We start from the raw sequence: 15,799 nt of genomic DNA, 5'->3' as shown, positions 1-15,799 counted from the left end.
TTGCTTTTACCCCTCTTGGCTACTCTAACTCACTGGCCAGTAATGCAAAAACTTCGTCTTCTGATAAATCTGCTAGTTCATCTTGGGACGATTGTATTGGAGGGGGACTATTACCCCGTCCAATACTTGCCCTGTTCCCTGTTCCCTGTTCCCTGTTCCCTTGAAAGGACTGTTCTAACATTTCCTGTTCTAGATATCCCACCAAAGCATCTAATGTCGGATAGTCAAACAACAGCGTTGATCGCAGGGTCTTACCAACACTCATCTGTAGCTGATTTCTTAAATCGAGTACCATCAACGAGTCGATTCCTAAATCGAACAAAGGTTGCTGGGGCTTGATTTGTTGCGGGTCGCTGATGCCCAAGACTCTAGCTAAGAGCGATCGCACGTAACTCATTAACAAAGCTCGCCTCTCAGGTATGGGTGTTGCTTCCCACTGTTTGAGAAATGGCGAATGCTCTCCAGTTTGCTGTCCAAACTGTTGCTGAAACACTTCTAGAAATGGTGATGTTGTCGCTGCGGAATTTTGTTGAAAAAATCGCCGCCAATTAATTGGCATCACTCCCACCTGAGCGATATCTCCAGCCATTAACTGTTCTAATATCTGTAACCCTTCTGGTTGGGAGATGAAACTAAATCCTGAATCCACAAACCGTTGTTGGAGTTGCTGACTCAAACGGCTTGTCATTCCCCCTGACTCAGATCCATTACCAGTACTTGAATTACCCCACCCTAACCCTCCCCTTGTAAAGGGGAGGGAACTAGATTTTTCTTTTTCCCCCCTTGGAAAGGGGGGATTAAGGGGGGTAATTCGACCGTAAGACTCAGACCAGGGCCCCCACTGCACACTCAGTCCGGGCAGACCAAGTGCCTGACGGTATTGGGTCAAGGCATCTAGAAAGGCATTAGCAGCAGCATAATTCCCCTGTCCGGCTGCTCCCATCCAGGCAACCATTGATGAGAAACAAACAAACCAGTCTAGGGACATATCTTGAGTGAGTTCATGCAACAGCCATGCTCCCTGAACTTTCGGAGTCATAACTTTCACAAAGCTTTCCCAACTTTGCTGTTGGAGAATGCCATCATCCAAAACTCCGGCGGCGTGGATTACCCCGCGCAAAGGTGGTAATTGTGCCTGTATCTTGGCAAATATCCTGGTCATCTCCTCCCGGCTAGAAACATCTGCTTGTTCAACCGTTACCTTTGCTCCAGCTTGCTCCAGTTTGGCGATCGCCTCGGACGCCGCGTAGCTGAACGCATTTCTTACAGTTGGCGTTGGTGACTGACGGCTGATGAGGACTAAATGGCGGACTCCTCGCTCTACTAACCAATGAGCAGCTTGTAAACCCAAGGCTCCCAATCCGCCTGTAATTAGGTAACTCCCTTCTGCTCGAATCGTTACTTGCTCTGATTTTTCAACCGGGCGATGACGAACTAACCGCGCTACATAACGCTGACCTTGGCGTTGGGCAATTTGGTCTTCTCCATCGGAGTCAAAGATTTCTTGGGCGATCGCCGTTGCATCTGCTGCACTTGTTGCCATTAGATCGAGGTCGAGCCGATAGCAAGGTAGATCGGGATATTCCAAGGCGATTACTCGTCCTAATCCCCATAATGGTGCTTGCTGAATCTGTAATTTAACCGTTCCCTGTTCCCCATTCCCTATTCCCTTGAATGGTTCGACTATTTGAGATCCCTTGGTAACTAACCAAAGTTGAATAGAGTCAGATTGATGATTTTCCGTTAAGGATTGAACCAGATGTAACACACTGGCACAACTCAGTTCTTGCGATCGCCTCAATCCATCCAGATCGATTTGCTCAACTGGATCTCCTATCAAAGACCAAAGATGAATCACCCCTTGCAGTCGTTTGGGGAGTGCTAGCAACAGACTATGAAAATCAGTCGGTTTTAAAGGATTGATTTGGTAGTGTTTGTCATCAAGTTGTTGATAGGTTTCTCCAGGGATGGCGATCGCATAATCCTTTCCCTGTTGGACTAAATGTTGCGCCAGTTGCTCTCCTAGTCCACAGCCATCTGCAAAGATCAACCAATAACCCCCCACTCTTTCAGCTATGAGATTTTTAGGCAGGAATTTAGCTTGCCAGCAAACTTCATAGAGCCAATCGCTGAAATCTTCTGTCAGCATACGCTGTAGGGATTGGGGCGTTGTTCGGCGCATTGAAAGTCCCTCAACTTGAACCACCACCGCCCCACTCGAATCGACTAACTGGAGATCGGTGGCGATCGCTTCTGGCGCAGCGTAGCCGATCGCACTTTGGCTAGCGGATCTTTTTTTAGCTTGTACCCAAAGTTGATGCCCAGATCGTCTGTAAAAGTACAGACGCTCAATACCCACAGGCAAATACAGAGATGTTTCATCATCTGCTAAGAGTGCCTGTGTGAAAGCCGCACTCCCCCATTGGAAACTGGCATCGAGCAGAACTGGATGAATTTGATAGCCCTCAGTTTCCAGATTTGCTGGTAATTGCAGTTGAGCATAACCCTGTTCTGCTTCCACCCATCCTTGCTTTAGGGCTTGAAAATAAGAGCCATATTCCATTCCTTGCTGTTGGGAACGCTGATAAAAATTCTCGCTTTCAACGACCTCTAAGGCTGATTCGACTCGATTTGACCAAGTTGCCAAGTCAACAGTCGGGAATGCAGCTTTACCGGGCAAGACAGTGCCTGTAGCATGAATAATCCACGAAGATTCCTGTGCTGCTGGTGATCGATTCAGACTGCAAATTTCAAAATGGTAACTTTGTCCGGCGTTGGGGGTCAAAATCAATTGCAGGGTTTGATTTTGTCCAGAGGAGAAAATCAGGGGTTGTTCGATCGCCACATTTTCTAGTACTACACAATCAGATTGGAAAACAGCAGCACCAGCAGCGATCGCCATTTCTAGATAAACTGCACCTGGCAATATCATCTGCCCAAAAACTTGATGATCTGCTAAATAAGTTGGGTTTTCAGAACTTAAAGAAGATTCAAAGACAATTTCTTGAATTCTTGCCACCTGCAATTTTCGACCTAGCAAGGGATGAGAAAATTCATCGCGAGATAACGGTTTGGGGCTGGTGGGTTTGGTTTCAATCCAATAGTTTTGGCGTTGGAACGGATAGGTAGGTAGCACAACTTTGCGGCGGCGGTGGTTGCACTCTAATCCATGCCAATCAACTTTTGCTCCACGCACATACAATTCACCCAAACTGGAGAGCATTTGTTGCCAATCTTCTTGTCCATTACCCAAGGATGGTAGCCAAGTCCCACGCTCTAATGGGAAACACTCACGTCCTATGTCTAACAAGACATGCTTGGGACTGCATTCTAGAAATACTTCATAACCTTGTTGAGCTAAAGTTGCCATCCCGGCGGCAAAGTTCACAGGTGAGAGAATGTGGCGACACCAATATTCAGGTGTTGTGACTTCAGATGTGGCGATCGCTCCTGTGATGCTAGAGATGAACTTGATGCGCGGTTGGGCGTAATTGACTTGGCAAGCAACTTGCTCGAATTCTGCCACGCCGCCGGACGCTAACTGTTGCATGAGCCGTCCCTGAGTTGCAACTAACTTGAGACCATCTTCTAGGGAAAAAACCCCAGCTACACAAGCGGCAACATACTCACCGACACCGTGACCCATCACTACATCGGGTTTGATGCCCCAAGATTGCCACACTTGAGCGATCGCATATCCCAAGGCAAAAATCGCTGGTTGTTCGTAGACTGTTCGATCCAAAAGTGACTCTTCTTCTACCTCTGGATAGATTACAGATAACAGTGATTTATGTAAATGAGGTTGCAGGAGAGTGTCGCATTGCTGTAAAACTTCTCGAAACTTTGGCTGGGTTTCGTAAAGCTGCCGTCCCATGTTTACATATTCTGACCCCTGACCTGCAAACAAAAAAGCCACTTTCGGCAATCCTGCTGCCAGAGTAAATTGCTCTGCATCCAGGCGTAGCAATTTTTCACCCAAGTCAGTCAGGTCGCTAGTCACAATTGCCAGCCGATAATCAAAGTGCGATCGCCCGGTATTAGCTGTAAAACAGAGGTCGCCTAAATCATCATCAAAATGGTTGGTAATGCGATCGTGATAACGAGAAACAAGCTGCCGGAGTGCTAACTCACTTTTAGCGGATAAAGTCAGGAGATGATAGGGACGCTCAGAATTACTCATCTGCTCCTCTACTCCCCTACTCCCCTGCTCCTTTAATGGTGCTTCTTCAACAATTACATGAGCATTAGTGCCACTGAATCCAAAAGAACTAACTCCTGCCAAACGGGGCTGATTCCCCTTCGACCAGGGTATGAGTTGAGTTGGTACATGAATCGGCAATTCTGACCAGTTAATATAAGGATTGGGTTGTTTGAGATGTAGGTGCGGAGCAATTTCTTCATGTTGCAGTTGTAGAACCGACTTAATCAGTCCAGCAATCCCGGCGGCTGCTTCCAGATGACCGATATTAGTTTTAACTGAGCCAACTATCAAGGGGTGTTGCTGAGAGTGACTAACGCCAAAAACTGCTCCTAGCGCTGTTACTTCAATCGGATCGCCAAGAGAAGTTCCGGTTCCGTGTGCTTCGATGTAGCCGATCTGGTCTGGTTTGATTCCAGCGTTGTTTAGTGCCTGACGGATAACCGCTTGCTGAGAAGGGCCGTTGGGAACAGTTAATCCGCTAGTATGACCATCTTGGTTGATTGCTGAAGCCCGAATCACTGCCAAAATATTGTCGCCATCTGTCACTGCATCCGAGAGCCGCTTGAGGATAATTACGCCGCACCCCTCACTACGGACAAAGCCATTAGCACGCGCATCAAAGGTCTTGCAGCGGCCATCGCCTGAGAGCATCCGCGCTTGAGAAAGGTTGATGGTAAATTCTGGCGAAATCAAGCGATTGACCCCGCCAACGATCGCTAAATTGCTTTCTCGCTGACGCAGACTTTGGCAAGCTAAATGAGTCGCCACTAACGAGGAAGAACAGGCTGTATCGACAGCAAGGCTCTGACCAGTCAAGCCTAAAATGTAAGATATTCTGCCGGCGGCTACACTGTGGGCGTTGCCTGTAGCTAGATAGGCATCTATCTCAGTAACATCTTGGCTCAATAAACGTTGGTAATTGTCATTCGTAGAAATGCCTACAAATACACCTGTTTGAGTCTTAACAAGCTGTTGAGGATTTAATCCGGCATTTTCCAGAGCTTCCCAACTGACTTCCAACAGTAACCGTTGCTGAGGATCAAGGGTGAGGGCTTCACGAGGGGAAATGCCGAAGAATTGGGCGTCAAATGCCTTTAAATTTTCAATAAAGCCACCGTAGCGCGTAGACATTTTTCCTGGTACTTCTGGGTTGGGGTCGTAGTAAGCTGCCACATCCCAGCGATCGGGCGGAACTTCGGCGATCGCATTGATACCTTGGCGTAATAACTGCCAGAATAGCTCAGGAGTATCGGCACCACCCGGAAAGCGGCAACCCATGCCGATAATAGCGATCGGCTCCTTTTGAGAGGCTACTAGTGCGTCAAGCTTACCTTGCAACTGTTCAATCACCAAAAAAGACCGTTGCAGGGGAGTTAGATTTTCAATGTTCTGGGATGAAATCTTAGCCATTGGCATTCTCCTGAATCAGCCGATCTAGCTTTTGGTTGATGAACTCTTCTAATTCCGCCTCCGAAAGCTCTTGGGTTCTAGCCAAAAGCGATCGCTCCATTGTAGTCTCTTCGAGTTCTTCGTCAAGAACAATATCAGCAGCTTCTAATCCCAAAACTTCCCCCATGAGATAATCAACTAATGCTCCCACCGTGGGATAATCAAACATTACAGTTGAGGCGATCGCGCACTCTAAGCTAGTTTGCAGGCGATTTCGTAATTCCACAGCAGTCAGAGAATCAATTCCCAACTCCACAAAACCTTGCTCTAAGCCTATCGGTGCGGATGATGGGAAACCTAGTACCTGAGCTATCTGTCGCCAGACATGGGCAACTAATAGTTCTCGGCGATCACTAGGATCTGCTGCTGCTAACTGTTGACTAAATGGAGGGATAAGATGCGATCGCAATTCAGATGTTTCTCGCCAATCTGCAAAAAACGGCGAATCAACCGACTGCTCTAAAAATTTTTGCCAGTGTATCGGCACTACCCCAACCGTGGCACGGGAGCTATTCAGCAAGAGTTGTTCCAACACTGCTAAAACTTTTTGCGGGGCGATCGTGCCAATTCCTCGCTGCTGCGCCCTTTCATCTACCTGCCGTTGGGCAGCAGAGCCAACTTCTGCCACCACGCCCCAGTTAATACTCAATCCAGGCAGTGCATTTGCCCGACGGTAAGCAGCTAAGGCATCTAAAAAAGTATTGGCAGCTGCGTGGTTGCTTTGACCTGGAGAACCCAGTAAAGCGGCAGCAGAAGAAAATAACACGAAAAAGTCCAACGGTTGATGCTTAGTCAACTGATGTAAATTCCATGCCCCCTGCACTTTAGGAGCCATTACCGATTCAAACCGTTCCCAAGAAAGCTGTTGCAGCACCCCATCCGCCAACACACCTGCGGAATGAATCACACCCCGCAATGGGGGAAGTGACTGGGCAATTTCTGAGAACAATTGCTGCATTGCAGTCATATCAGACACATCAGCTTGAGCGATAACAACTTTAGCTCCCGCTTGTTCCAACGCCTGCAACTGGGTCTGATTCACATCCTGGACATCCCTACGCCCCACTAATACTAAGTTCTTAGCTCCCTGCTCTACCAGCCAACGGGCGACGAGTAATCCTAAACCTCCTAATCCCCCAGTAATTAAGTAAGTGCTATCACCATGAAGTTTATCTGTAAATGCTAAATTTTTTACCTCTAAAACTTCCGAGGACAAACTGATGACAATCTTGCCAATATGCTTGGCTTGCTGCATGTAACGATAAGCATTAACTACTTCTTGAATCGAAAATATTTTGATCGGGGGAGGTTGGAGTAACTCGCTTTCAAATTGCTCGACTAATTCCTGTAACATCGACTGGATTAATTCTGGTTGCTCCTGAGAAACACGTACCAGATCGATAACTTTGTAAGCCACATCAGGTCTGACTTGTGCCACCTGCTGAGAGTCCCAAACTCCCCGTTTGCCAATTTCCAAAAATTGACCGTGGGGATGAATCACCGCTAGGCTATGGGCAATAGCATCGCCAGAAGTAAGAGAATTAAGTACCAAATTAACGCCCTGCCCTTGGGTGATTTGCTGCACTGTCTCTACAAACTCGCTGGTACGGGAGTTCATAATGTGCCGCACGCCCATATTTCTGAGAGCTTGCCATTTGGGAGGACTAGCAGTGGCAAATACTTCTGCTCCTAATTGTTGGGCAATTTGCACGGCAGCCATCCCAGTACCTCCGGCGGCGGCGTGGATGAGAATGCGATCGCCTGTACAAATTTTGCCGACATGATGGAACGCATAGTAGGCAGTCAAAAAATTAACCGGAATGGCAGCAGCAGCCTCAAAACTGAGGTTCTTTGGTTTAGCAACCACATAAGCTGCATCAACCGTAACAAAGCGGCTGAAACTACCACGAGCGATCGCTATTACTGGATCTCCAATCGCCAAGCCGGTAACGCGATCGCCAATGGCAACAATTTCGCCCGCGCACTCCCCACCCAAACCTGTTGTTTCTTGCAAATGCTGTTGAGACACACCATCTACTTGCTCAGGAAGCAATCCTAACGCAGCAATGACATCCAAAAAATTCAAACCTGCGGCTTGTACGCAAATTTCTACCTCTCCTGATTTTGGAGGACGGCGATTTGTTGGTTCCCACTGTAAGTTTTCGAGGATTCCTCGCTCCTGCATTGTCAGTCGGAAATTTTTCCCTAACTGATGACTGATGACTGATGACTGATGACTGATGACTGATGACTGTTGACTGTTGACTGTTGACTGTTGACTGTTGACTGTTGACTGTTGATATCGCCCCAGTCTGGCAACGTAACGTAATCCCTGCCGAAATGCTACTCGATCTTCGATATCTTCCGAGCAAATTTCCGCCTGTAATGCTTGTGCTTGCACTTGTGATGGTGCTTTGGGGTCGAGATCGATACATACACACTTTAATTCTGGATGCTCTAGAGCAATGACTTTTCCCATCCCCCACACAGAAGATTGACCGACTGCCAAAACTTCTGGATAGTCTTCAGAATCACCTGTGGGTACAGGTTGCGCTCCACAAGTTACAAGCCACAATCGGGAATGTGCTAATCCAGCTTTGCCTAACGCTTGCACTAAGAATAAAGTCGTTTTGCATCCCTTTTCAAAAGCTACTGCTTCAGGTTGATCGAGACTCCAACATTGGATGATACCGTAAATATCTTGTTGCTGACTGCTGATGAGTTGCAGAAATTCCTCTGGGCGATCGCAGTTAATTACAAATGTGGCTGGTGCAATTTCCTGATATTTTTCCCCAGGAAAGACTAAGGTACAGATGTCTCCCTGCGCTTTCAGTTGCGCGGCTAAATGTTCAGCTACACCTCCTCGATCCGCGAAAATCAGCCAATTGTGATGCTTTAAACTAACCTGAGATATGGGAGATTCTGAAACTTGAGCCACAATTAAAGCTTGTTTAAAAGGGAACAGGGAAGAGGGAACGGGGAACAGTGGGGATTTGTGGTTAGATGCGGAAATTATTGCTTGTTCGTTCCCTCGATCCACTAAAGGGTCAGAAACCCTATTCCCTATTCCCTGTTCCCTATTCCCTATTCCCTGTTCCCTGTTCCCTTCAATAATGACTGCTACCTGCGAAAAACCACTTTCAGCAAGCAATTGTTGCCACTGTTCGGCACTGATTAAAGGATAGTCGGGGCGGATATCAAAATCTTGAAATTTCCACCACCCTTCCAAAAGTCCGAAGATTAAATTTACCCATCGCTGGCGGCGAGTGCCTTCCAACAAGATTAACTGACCTCCTGGAGTCAACAACTGCCGTATATGTTCTAAGGTTTGGCGAAGGGATGTTGTCGCGTGTAGGACGTTGGCAGCAATGACGACATCATATTGATGAGAGGCAAATCCTTGCTCAGATGGCGACTGCTCAATGTCGAGCTTTTGATAGCGGATAAAAGGATAATCTCGAAACTTCTCTTGGGCTTGACTGGTAAATAATGCCCCTATATCTGTAAACACGTACTCGGTTTGTGCGGGATGAAGCTGCGGCAGAATATAGTGGGTTGTGCCTCCCGTACCTGCACCAATTTCTAACAGCCGCACTCCTCGATCGCCAGGTAGCTGTTCTAAAGCGATCGCGATCGCCTCTGCCACCAAACCATTCATTACTTTTGCCCCAGGCGAATCCTGATAAAATCGAGTCGCTACGGTGGTATCTCCACCTGGAAACACCAATTGCACCGGATCAATAGCGCCTCGCAGTACGGCACTCAGTTTAGAAGCACAGCGTTCCATTAGTGTCAGTTCTGCATCAGTATCAGGGAAGCGATCGCGTAATGTGGCGATCGCATTTTGAGGAGTGACTTTTTCCGGGATGCGGATGACTTGCCATCGGTCTGCAACTAACTGTAGAACTTCAACTTCAGCGAGCATTTGCAACAGGCGTTGTAAAAGTAACCGATGTTGCGAAACGACTCCTAAGCGTTTGGCGATCGCTTCTGTAGAAAAGTTATCGCCCAAATGCCATAGCCAGCCCATCTCTTCAAAGGCTTGCAGCATAAAGTCAATGCTCAGGTTCTCAAGCTGGTTGAGGAAGTTACCATAATCCTCCCAGTTACTTTTAGCTGTTAATTGAGGGATGCTAAGTTGCAGTTTTTGTTGAATAGATGCTGGAGAAAGTAAGGATTTAAGCGATCGCCATTGGTCAAATCTGGCTCTAACTCGCCATTCCACTTGATAGAGCCAATCTGTAATATCCTGTTGTGGAGTATCGAGCCGTGCTAAGGCTTTGACTCGCAAACCTTCTACAGTCGCAATGGTTTCTCCTTCAGCACTAAACAGGGTGACTTGACCAGTTTGTTCTGAAGTAAGCGATCCCATTGCCCAGAGGCGCTGACTAGGACGATGGAAAACCTGCAAGCGATCGATACCGACTGGAAGATAAGTTTTTTGCTCTGCACTTTGTTCATTTTCAGAGGCAGCAATAACTTGCAGGCTGGCATCTAATAGCACCGGATGTATTTGATAATCGGTTGCTTCTACAAATTGTTCTGCTGATAATTGAATTTCGCCCAAAGCTTGCTGGCCATCCCAACCTAAACCTTGGATGGCTTGGAAGCTAGCACCATAATCAATCCCTCGTTGGTGAAAATTTTCATAAAAGTGATCGACTGCTAGCGATCGCTCACAATTTGCTTGACAATTTTCAATATTTGTGTTTCTAGTAATATCGACAGTGGATCGGCAGATTTTCCCCTGAGCGTGCAGCAGCCATTCAGGATTTTCTTCAGACTGTAGACTAAAAATCTGAAATAGATAAGCGTCATTTTCTAAGGGAGTGAGGATAGTTTGCAATGTTTTAAAATCTGTTTCTGGCAGCACCAACCCTTGTAGAATTACCACATCCTCAAGCATCAACCGATGGGTTTGAAACAGAGTAGCACCAGCAGCCAAGGCCATTTCTAAATAGGCGGTGGCGGGAAAAAGCGGCTGGCTAAAAACGCGATGGTCGCCCAGGTAATTTGGAGCCACAGCACTCAGTTGGGATTCAAACTGAATGTCTTTCGATGCGGAACGCAGTCTTCGACCCAGGAGCGGGTGAATAAGCTGATTTTGGCTCGCTGGCTGAGAAACTGAACCCAACCAAAACCTTTGCCGTTGAAAAGGATAAGTCGGCAAAGCTACTTTCCGTCGTTGCGAATAGTCTCTCTCGAAGCCATACCAGTCTACTTTTATACCCTGAAGATAAAGTTCGGCTAAACTGGCGAGTATCTGTTGCCAGTCCGATCGCCCTGAACGCAGACTAGGCAGCCAAACTCCCACTCCTGCTGGTAAGCACTCTCGTCCTATCCCTAGTAAAATGGGCTTGGCTCCTATTTCCACAAACACTTTATAACCCTGTTGATGCAAAGTGTTCATGCTCTGGGCAAATCTGACTGGTTGAGAGATGTGATTTACCCAATAATCAGGAGTTTGGATTTCTTCAGTGACGAGAATGCCTGTGAGGTTGGAAATTAAGTTGATGCTTGGTGGTGAGTAGTTAACCTCTGCGGCTACCCGTGCAAACTCCGCCAACATCGGTGACATTAAGGGGGAGTGAAAGGCATGAGAAACGTTTAACTTTCTAGTCTCAATGCCTTGTGTGTGTAGTTTGGTAGATATTGCTCTAATTGCTGAGGTATTTCCAGAAATAACAATATTATTCGGGCTGTTAATAGCAGCAATTGCCACTTCTTCTAAATAAGGCTGAATAACTGTACGAACTAGTTTCTCATCAGCCAACACTGCAACCATCTCTCCAGTATCAGGTAATGCTTGCATCAGGCGGGATCTATGAGCGATCAACTGCAAACCAGCTTCTAAACTGAAAACACCAGCTACACAAGCAGCGACGTACTCACCCACGCTATGCCCCATAACGACATCTGGAATAATGCCCCACGATCGCCATAACTGGGCTAAGGAATATTCCAAGGCAAATAAAGCTGGTTGGGAATAAGCGGTTTGATCTAATAGAGAAGTTTCATCTGGAGAAGAATAAAGGACGCTGAGTAGGGATTTTGCTAAATAGGGGCGCAGAATTTCATCGCAGCGATCAAGGTTTTGGCGGAAAGTTGGCTGGGTTTCGTAAAGTTCGCGCCCCATGCCGATATACTGAGAGCCTTGTCCTGTGAAGAGAAAAGCTATTTTGGCTGACTTTTTACTGTGTACTTTGATGTTTACAAATTCGGTCGTTTTTAGTTTCTCTTGTAACTGCACCACAGATTCAGCAATAACAGCTAAACGATAGTCGAAATGCGATCGCCCACTATTAGCTGTAAAGCAAATATCTGCCAGGGATATCTGGGAATTTGCGGCGAGAAATTCTTGATAACTTTCTACCAGTTCCCGCAAAGCTTGTTCATTTTTGGCTGAGAGGGTAAATAGATGTTGGGTACGCTCTAATCCGGCTCCTACCTGGGCTGTTTGCGGTGCTGCTGCTAAAATTACATGGGCATTCGTACCGCCAAAGCCGAATGAAGATACACCGGCGAAACGTGGCTGCTTCTCTTCCAACCATTGTTGAGGCTGGAGTGGAATTGATAAGGGTGTTTCTGCTAGGGAAATCAGGGAATTAATCCGATCCAGATGCAGATGGGGTGGAATTTCCTGGTGCTGCAAGCACAATACCACCTTGATTAAACCAGCAATTCCCGCCGCAGCTTCTAGATGTCCGATATTAGTTTTCACCGATCCCAGCCAACAGTCCCGATCTGGCGTAGCGTAGCCGTCCGCAGGACATCGATCTAACATCAGCGATGCTTTTAAAGCATTAACCTCTATGGGATCTCCCAAGGATGTCCCTGTGCCATGAGCTTCTACATAGCTAATTTGTGATGGCAAAACCCCTGCGTTAGCTAAAGCTTGCTGGATGACTGCTTGTTGAGCAAGTCCATTAGGTGCAGTGATGCCATTGCTACGACCATCTTGGTTAACTGCTGAACCTCGGATCGTGGCCAGGATATTGTCTCCATCTCGCAGCGCATCATCAAGGCGTTTGAGAATGACGATTCCGCAGCCTTCCCCCCGAACATAACCATCAGCTTTCGCATCGAAGGTCTTGCAACGACCATCTTTTGCCATCATGTTCGCCTGAGCAAATGCGATCGCCAATTGGGGAGTCAAGATTAAATTTACTCCTCCAGCGATCGCCATCTGGCATTCCCCTTGATTTAAACTTTGGCAAGCTTGATGAACAGCTACTAATGATGATGAACAAGCTGTGTCTACTGCCCAGCTAGGCCCGTGCAAATCTAATAGATAGGAAATCCGGTTAGCGGCAATACTTAAAGCATTACCAGTTGCAGAATAGGTATTGCCATCTGCGTAATTTGCTAGTAACTGGGAATAATCGTTATTGCTGATGCCAATGAATACCCCTGTATGACTTCCTGCAAGTCGATCTGGTGCTTGAGATGCGTTTTCTAGGGCTTCCCACGTTACTTCTAGTAGTAGCCGTTGTTGGGGGTCAATGCTCTCGGATTCTCGTGGAGAAATCCCAAAAAATTGCGGATCGAAGCGATCAACTTGTTCCAGAAAACCACCCCAACGGACTTGGGAGTTACTGGCATTCCAACGCGATCGCGGCACTTCGGAAATAGCATCAATTCCATGATATAGTAATTGCCAAAAAGCTTCGGGGTTTTCGGCTTTCGGAAAACGGCAACCTATACCAATAATAGCTATGGCATTACTATCATCCGATTTTGGATTTTGGACTTCGGCTACGCTCAGTCGAACGATTTTAGATTTTGGATTGGCTTCGCTTTGAAAGTCCGAAGCTAAATGTTGAGATAGGGTTTCAATGCTGGGATAATCATACAATAAGGTAGGAGAAATTTGTCGCTCCAACAATTCTTGTAACTCACTGGCAATACTTACAGCTACTAATGAACTCAGACCGTAGTAAGCTAAAGATTGTTGAATATCAATTTGTTCGGGAGCAATTTTTAGTTGTTCTGCAACTTTTAAAATTAACCAAGCTTCGATATTTTTTTGGCTGTAATATTTTGAATAATTTGCTGAAGATGTTTCTGGCTGATGAAGATTTGCTCGCCATTCTGCTACAACATTTAAGCTGTGATTTAGAAATGCCAATCGGCAAGCATTGCGCTGAATTTTACCACTAGAAGTTTTGGGAATGCTGCCTGCTTTTAACAGCAACACTGCATGAATATGTAGATCGTGTTGCTCAGATACGGCTTGACGAATTGCACCAATAACTTCATTTTGATTAAGTTTACGGAGATAAGTTCGTTCTATTTCTTGAACAATAACTAACTTTTCTTCACTGTTAATTTCAATTGAAAATGCTGCCCCACAAGTTGGTCGTAATGCTGGATGACTTTGCTCAATTGTCTGTTCGATATCTTGAGGATAATGGTTGCGTCCCAGGATGATGATGATATCTTTAATCCGACCTGTGACAAATAATTCCCCGTCCTGCAAAAATCCTAAATCCCCGGTTCGCAGAAATGGGCCTTCATTAGTATCTGCTGTGTAAGCATGGAAAATTTTTTCTGTTTCTTCAGGTCGATGCCAATAGCCCCCAGCGACATTTTGCCCCGCTATCCAAATTTCTCCAACTTTGCCAGGTGGACACAAGGTTAAAGTTTCAGGATTGGCGATCGCTATTTTTTCATCTAACCAACTCTGACCACAACTAACAATTTTTTTGGCTTTTTCTGCCTCATTGGTAATTTTTACAGTATTTTTTGCTAGTTCAGTCGTATCAATCGTAACGACGATCGGAGCAGCATTTTTCACACCCCCAGAGACCAATAAAGTTGTTTCTGCCATACCGTAGCAAGGGTAGAATGCTTCAGGGCGAAACCCATAAGGCGCAAAAGTTTGTCCAAATCGTTCTAGTGTTTCTGCATGGATGGGTTCAGCACCATTAAAAGCCACTTCCCAACAACTCAAGTCGAGGTTTTCTCTCTGTTGGGGAGTAATTTTGTTAACACACAGATCGTAAGCAAAATTAGGAGCGCCGCTAGTGGTTGCTTTGTAGCGGGAAATTGCCAAGAGCCAACGAACGGGTTTCTCTAAGAATGCGATAGGTGACATGAGAATGCCACGTACACCTACATATAATGGCTGGAGTACGTTCCCAATCAGTCCCAAGTCGTGATAGAGGGGCAACCAACCAAGAATTATGCTTTTTTCTGTATGCTGGGCTGCTCTCTTCATCATTTCTTCGTTGTAGAGCAAATTCCCATGACTCACCATCACTCCTTTTGGTGAACCTGTAGAACCAGAAGTATATTGCAGAAATGCTAGTGATTCACTTTTAATTTGGGGAGGAACCCAATCATCTGCAAGATTGTTAGAGATACTATCAGTAACTAAATAGTGTAAATTTAATGGTTTGAGTTCTGCTTGGTAGCTTTCCCAGTTAGCCGCAATCGATGTAGTGGTAAGGGCTAGAGATACTTGGGCATCTTGAATGATAGCTTTTAACCGGGTTAGCTGTTGGTTGCGTCGGGGTGGATAAGCGGGGATAGCGATGACTCCTGCATACAAACACCCAAAAAATGCGGCAATAAATTCCCATCCTGGTGGATACAGCAGCAAAACAGTCTTAAGGGGTTTTAGCTTATCTGCAAACTGAGAAGTTAGCACTTGCGCGATCGCCCGTGCTTTTATATCCAACTCTTCATAGGTAATACTAACTTCTTCAGCTTCCCCATCCACGAGAAAGGTGTAGGCTGTTTGGTTAGGGCGATCGTCTGCTCTGTAGCGTAATAAATCAACTAAAGTAGAAGATTTACGCCCAGAACTGCTTAAGCCATCTGAAATAAAAGCCATTGACTCTGTTTACCAGGCGACCATTAAAGTAGCAGTGAGCCTATTTATTCGCATTAACCTTGTTTGGTTGAAGCTAACTAGGATATCTGTTTTTTCTGGATGAATGTTTTGGCCTACAAAAGCTTTTTGACTACATCCCAAAAACACAATTCCTACTGTCATATAGCTCGTTACAAGTGTGTTCTTAGTAACCTAAGATACAAACCTTGTTATATTGTGCTTTTCTATTTATCAGTAGAAACTTTTCTTAAATGTAATATTTAGAAACATATCGAAATATTTGACTCTATTTATTTATAAAATCAGTAAAC

The 15,799-nt window shown here is 46.0% G+C and carries 2 protein-coding genes; both read right to left on the bottom strand.

Features of this window, described 5'->3' with window-relative positions:
• Window positions 1-19: 19 nt before the first annotated feature.
• A complete protein-coding gene (locus tag FD723_RS37495; protein ID WP_179070242.1) occupies window positions 20-5,611 on the bottom strand; it encodes a type I polyketide synthase in 5,592 nt (1,863 codons plus the stop codon).
• Window positions 5,604-15,488: a type I polyketide synthase gene (locus FD723_RS37490; RefSeq protein WP_179070241.1), complete on the bottom strand. Its 9,885-nt coding sequence runs from the start codon at window positions 15,486-15,488 to the stop codon at window positions 5,604-5,606. Before FD723_RS37490 ends, FD723_RS37495 begins: the two co-directional genes overlap by 8 nt.
• Between the last annotated feature and the right edge of the window lie 311 nt (window positions 15,489-15,799).

The organism is Nostoc sp. C052 (assembly GCF_013393905.1).
GTDB lineage: Bacteria > Cyanobacteriota > Cyanobacteriia > Cyanobacteriales > Nostocaceae > Nostoc.
Note: the sequence above shows the minus strand (reverse complement) of the source record. Positions and strands in the feature narration are given on the sequence as shown.

What these genes read in the sequence shown, in the direction of transcription:
- FD723_RS37490 (WP_179070241.1), bottom strand. Translation starts at nt 15,488, where the DNA reads ATGGCTTTTATTTCAGATGGCTTAAGCAGTTCTGGGCGTAAATCTTCT.
- FD723_RS37495 (WP_179070242.1), bottom strand. Translation starts at nt 5,611, where the DNA reads ATGGCTAAGATTTCATCCCAGAACATTGAAAATCTAACTCCCCTGCAA.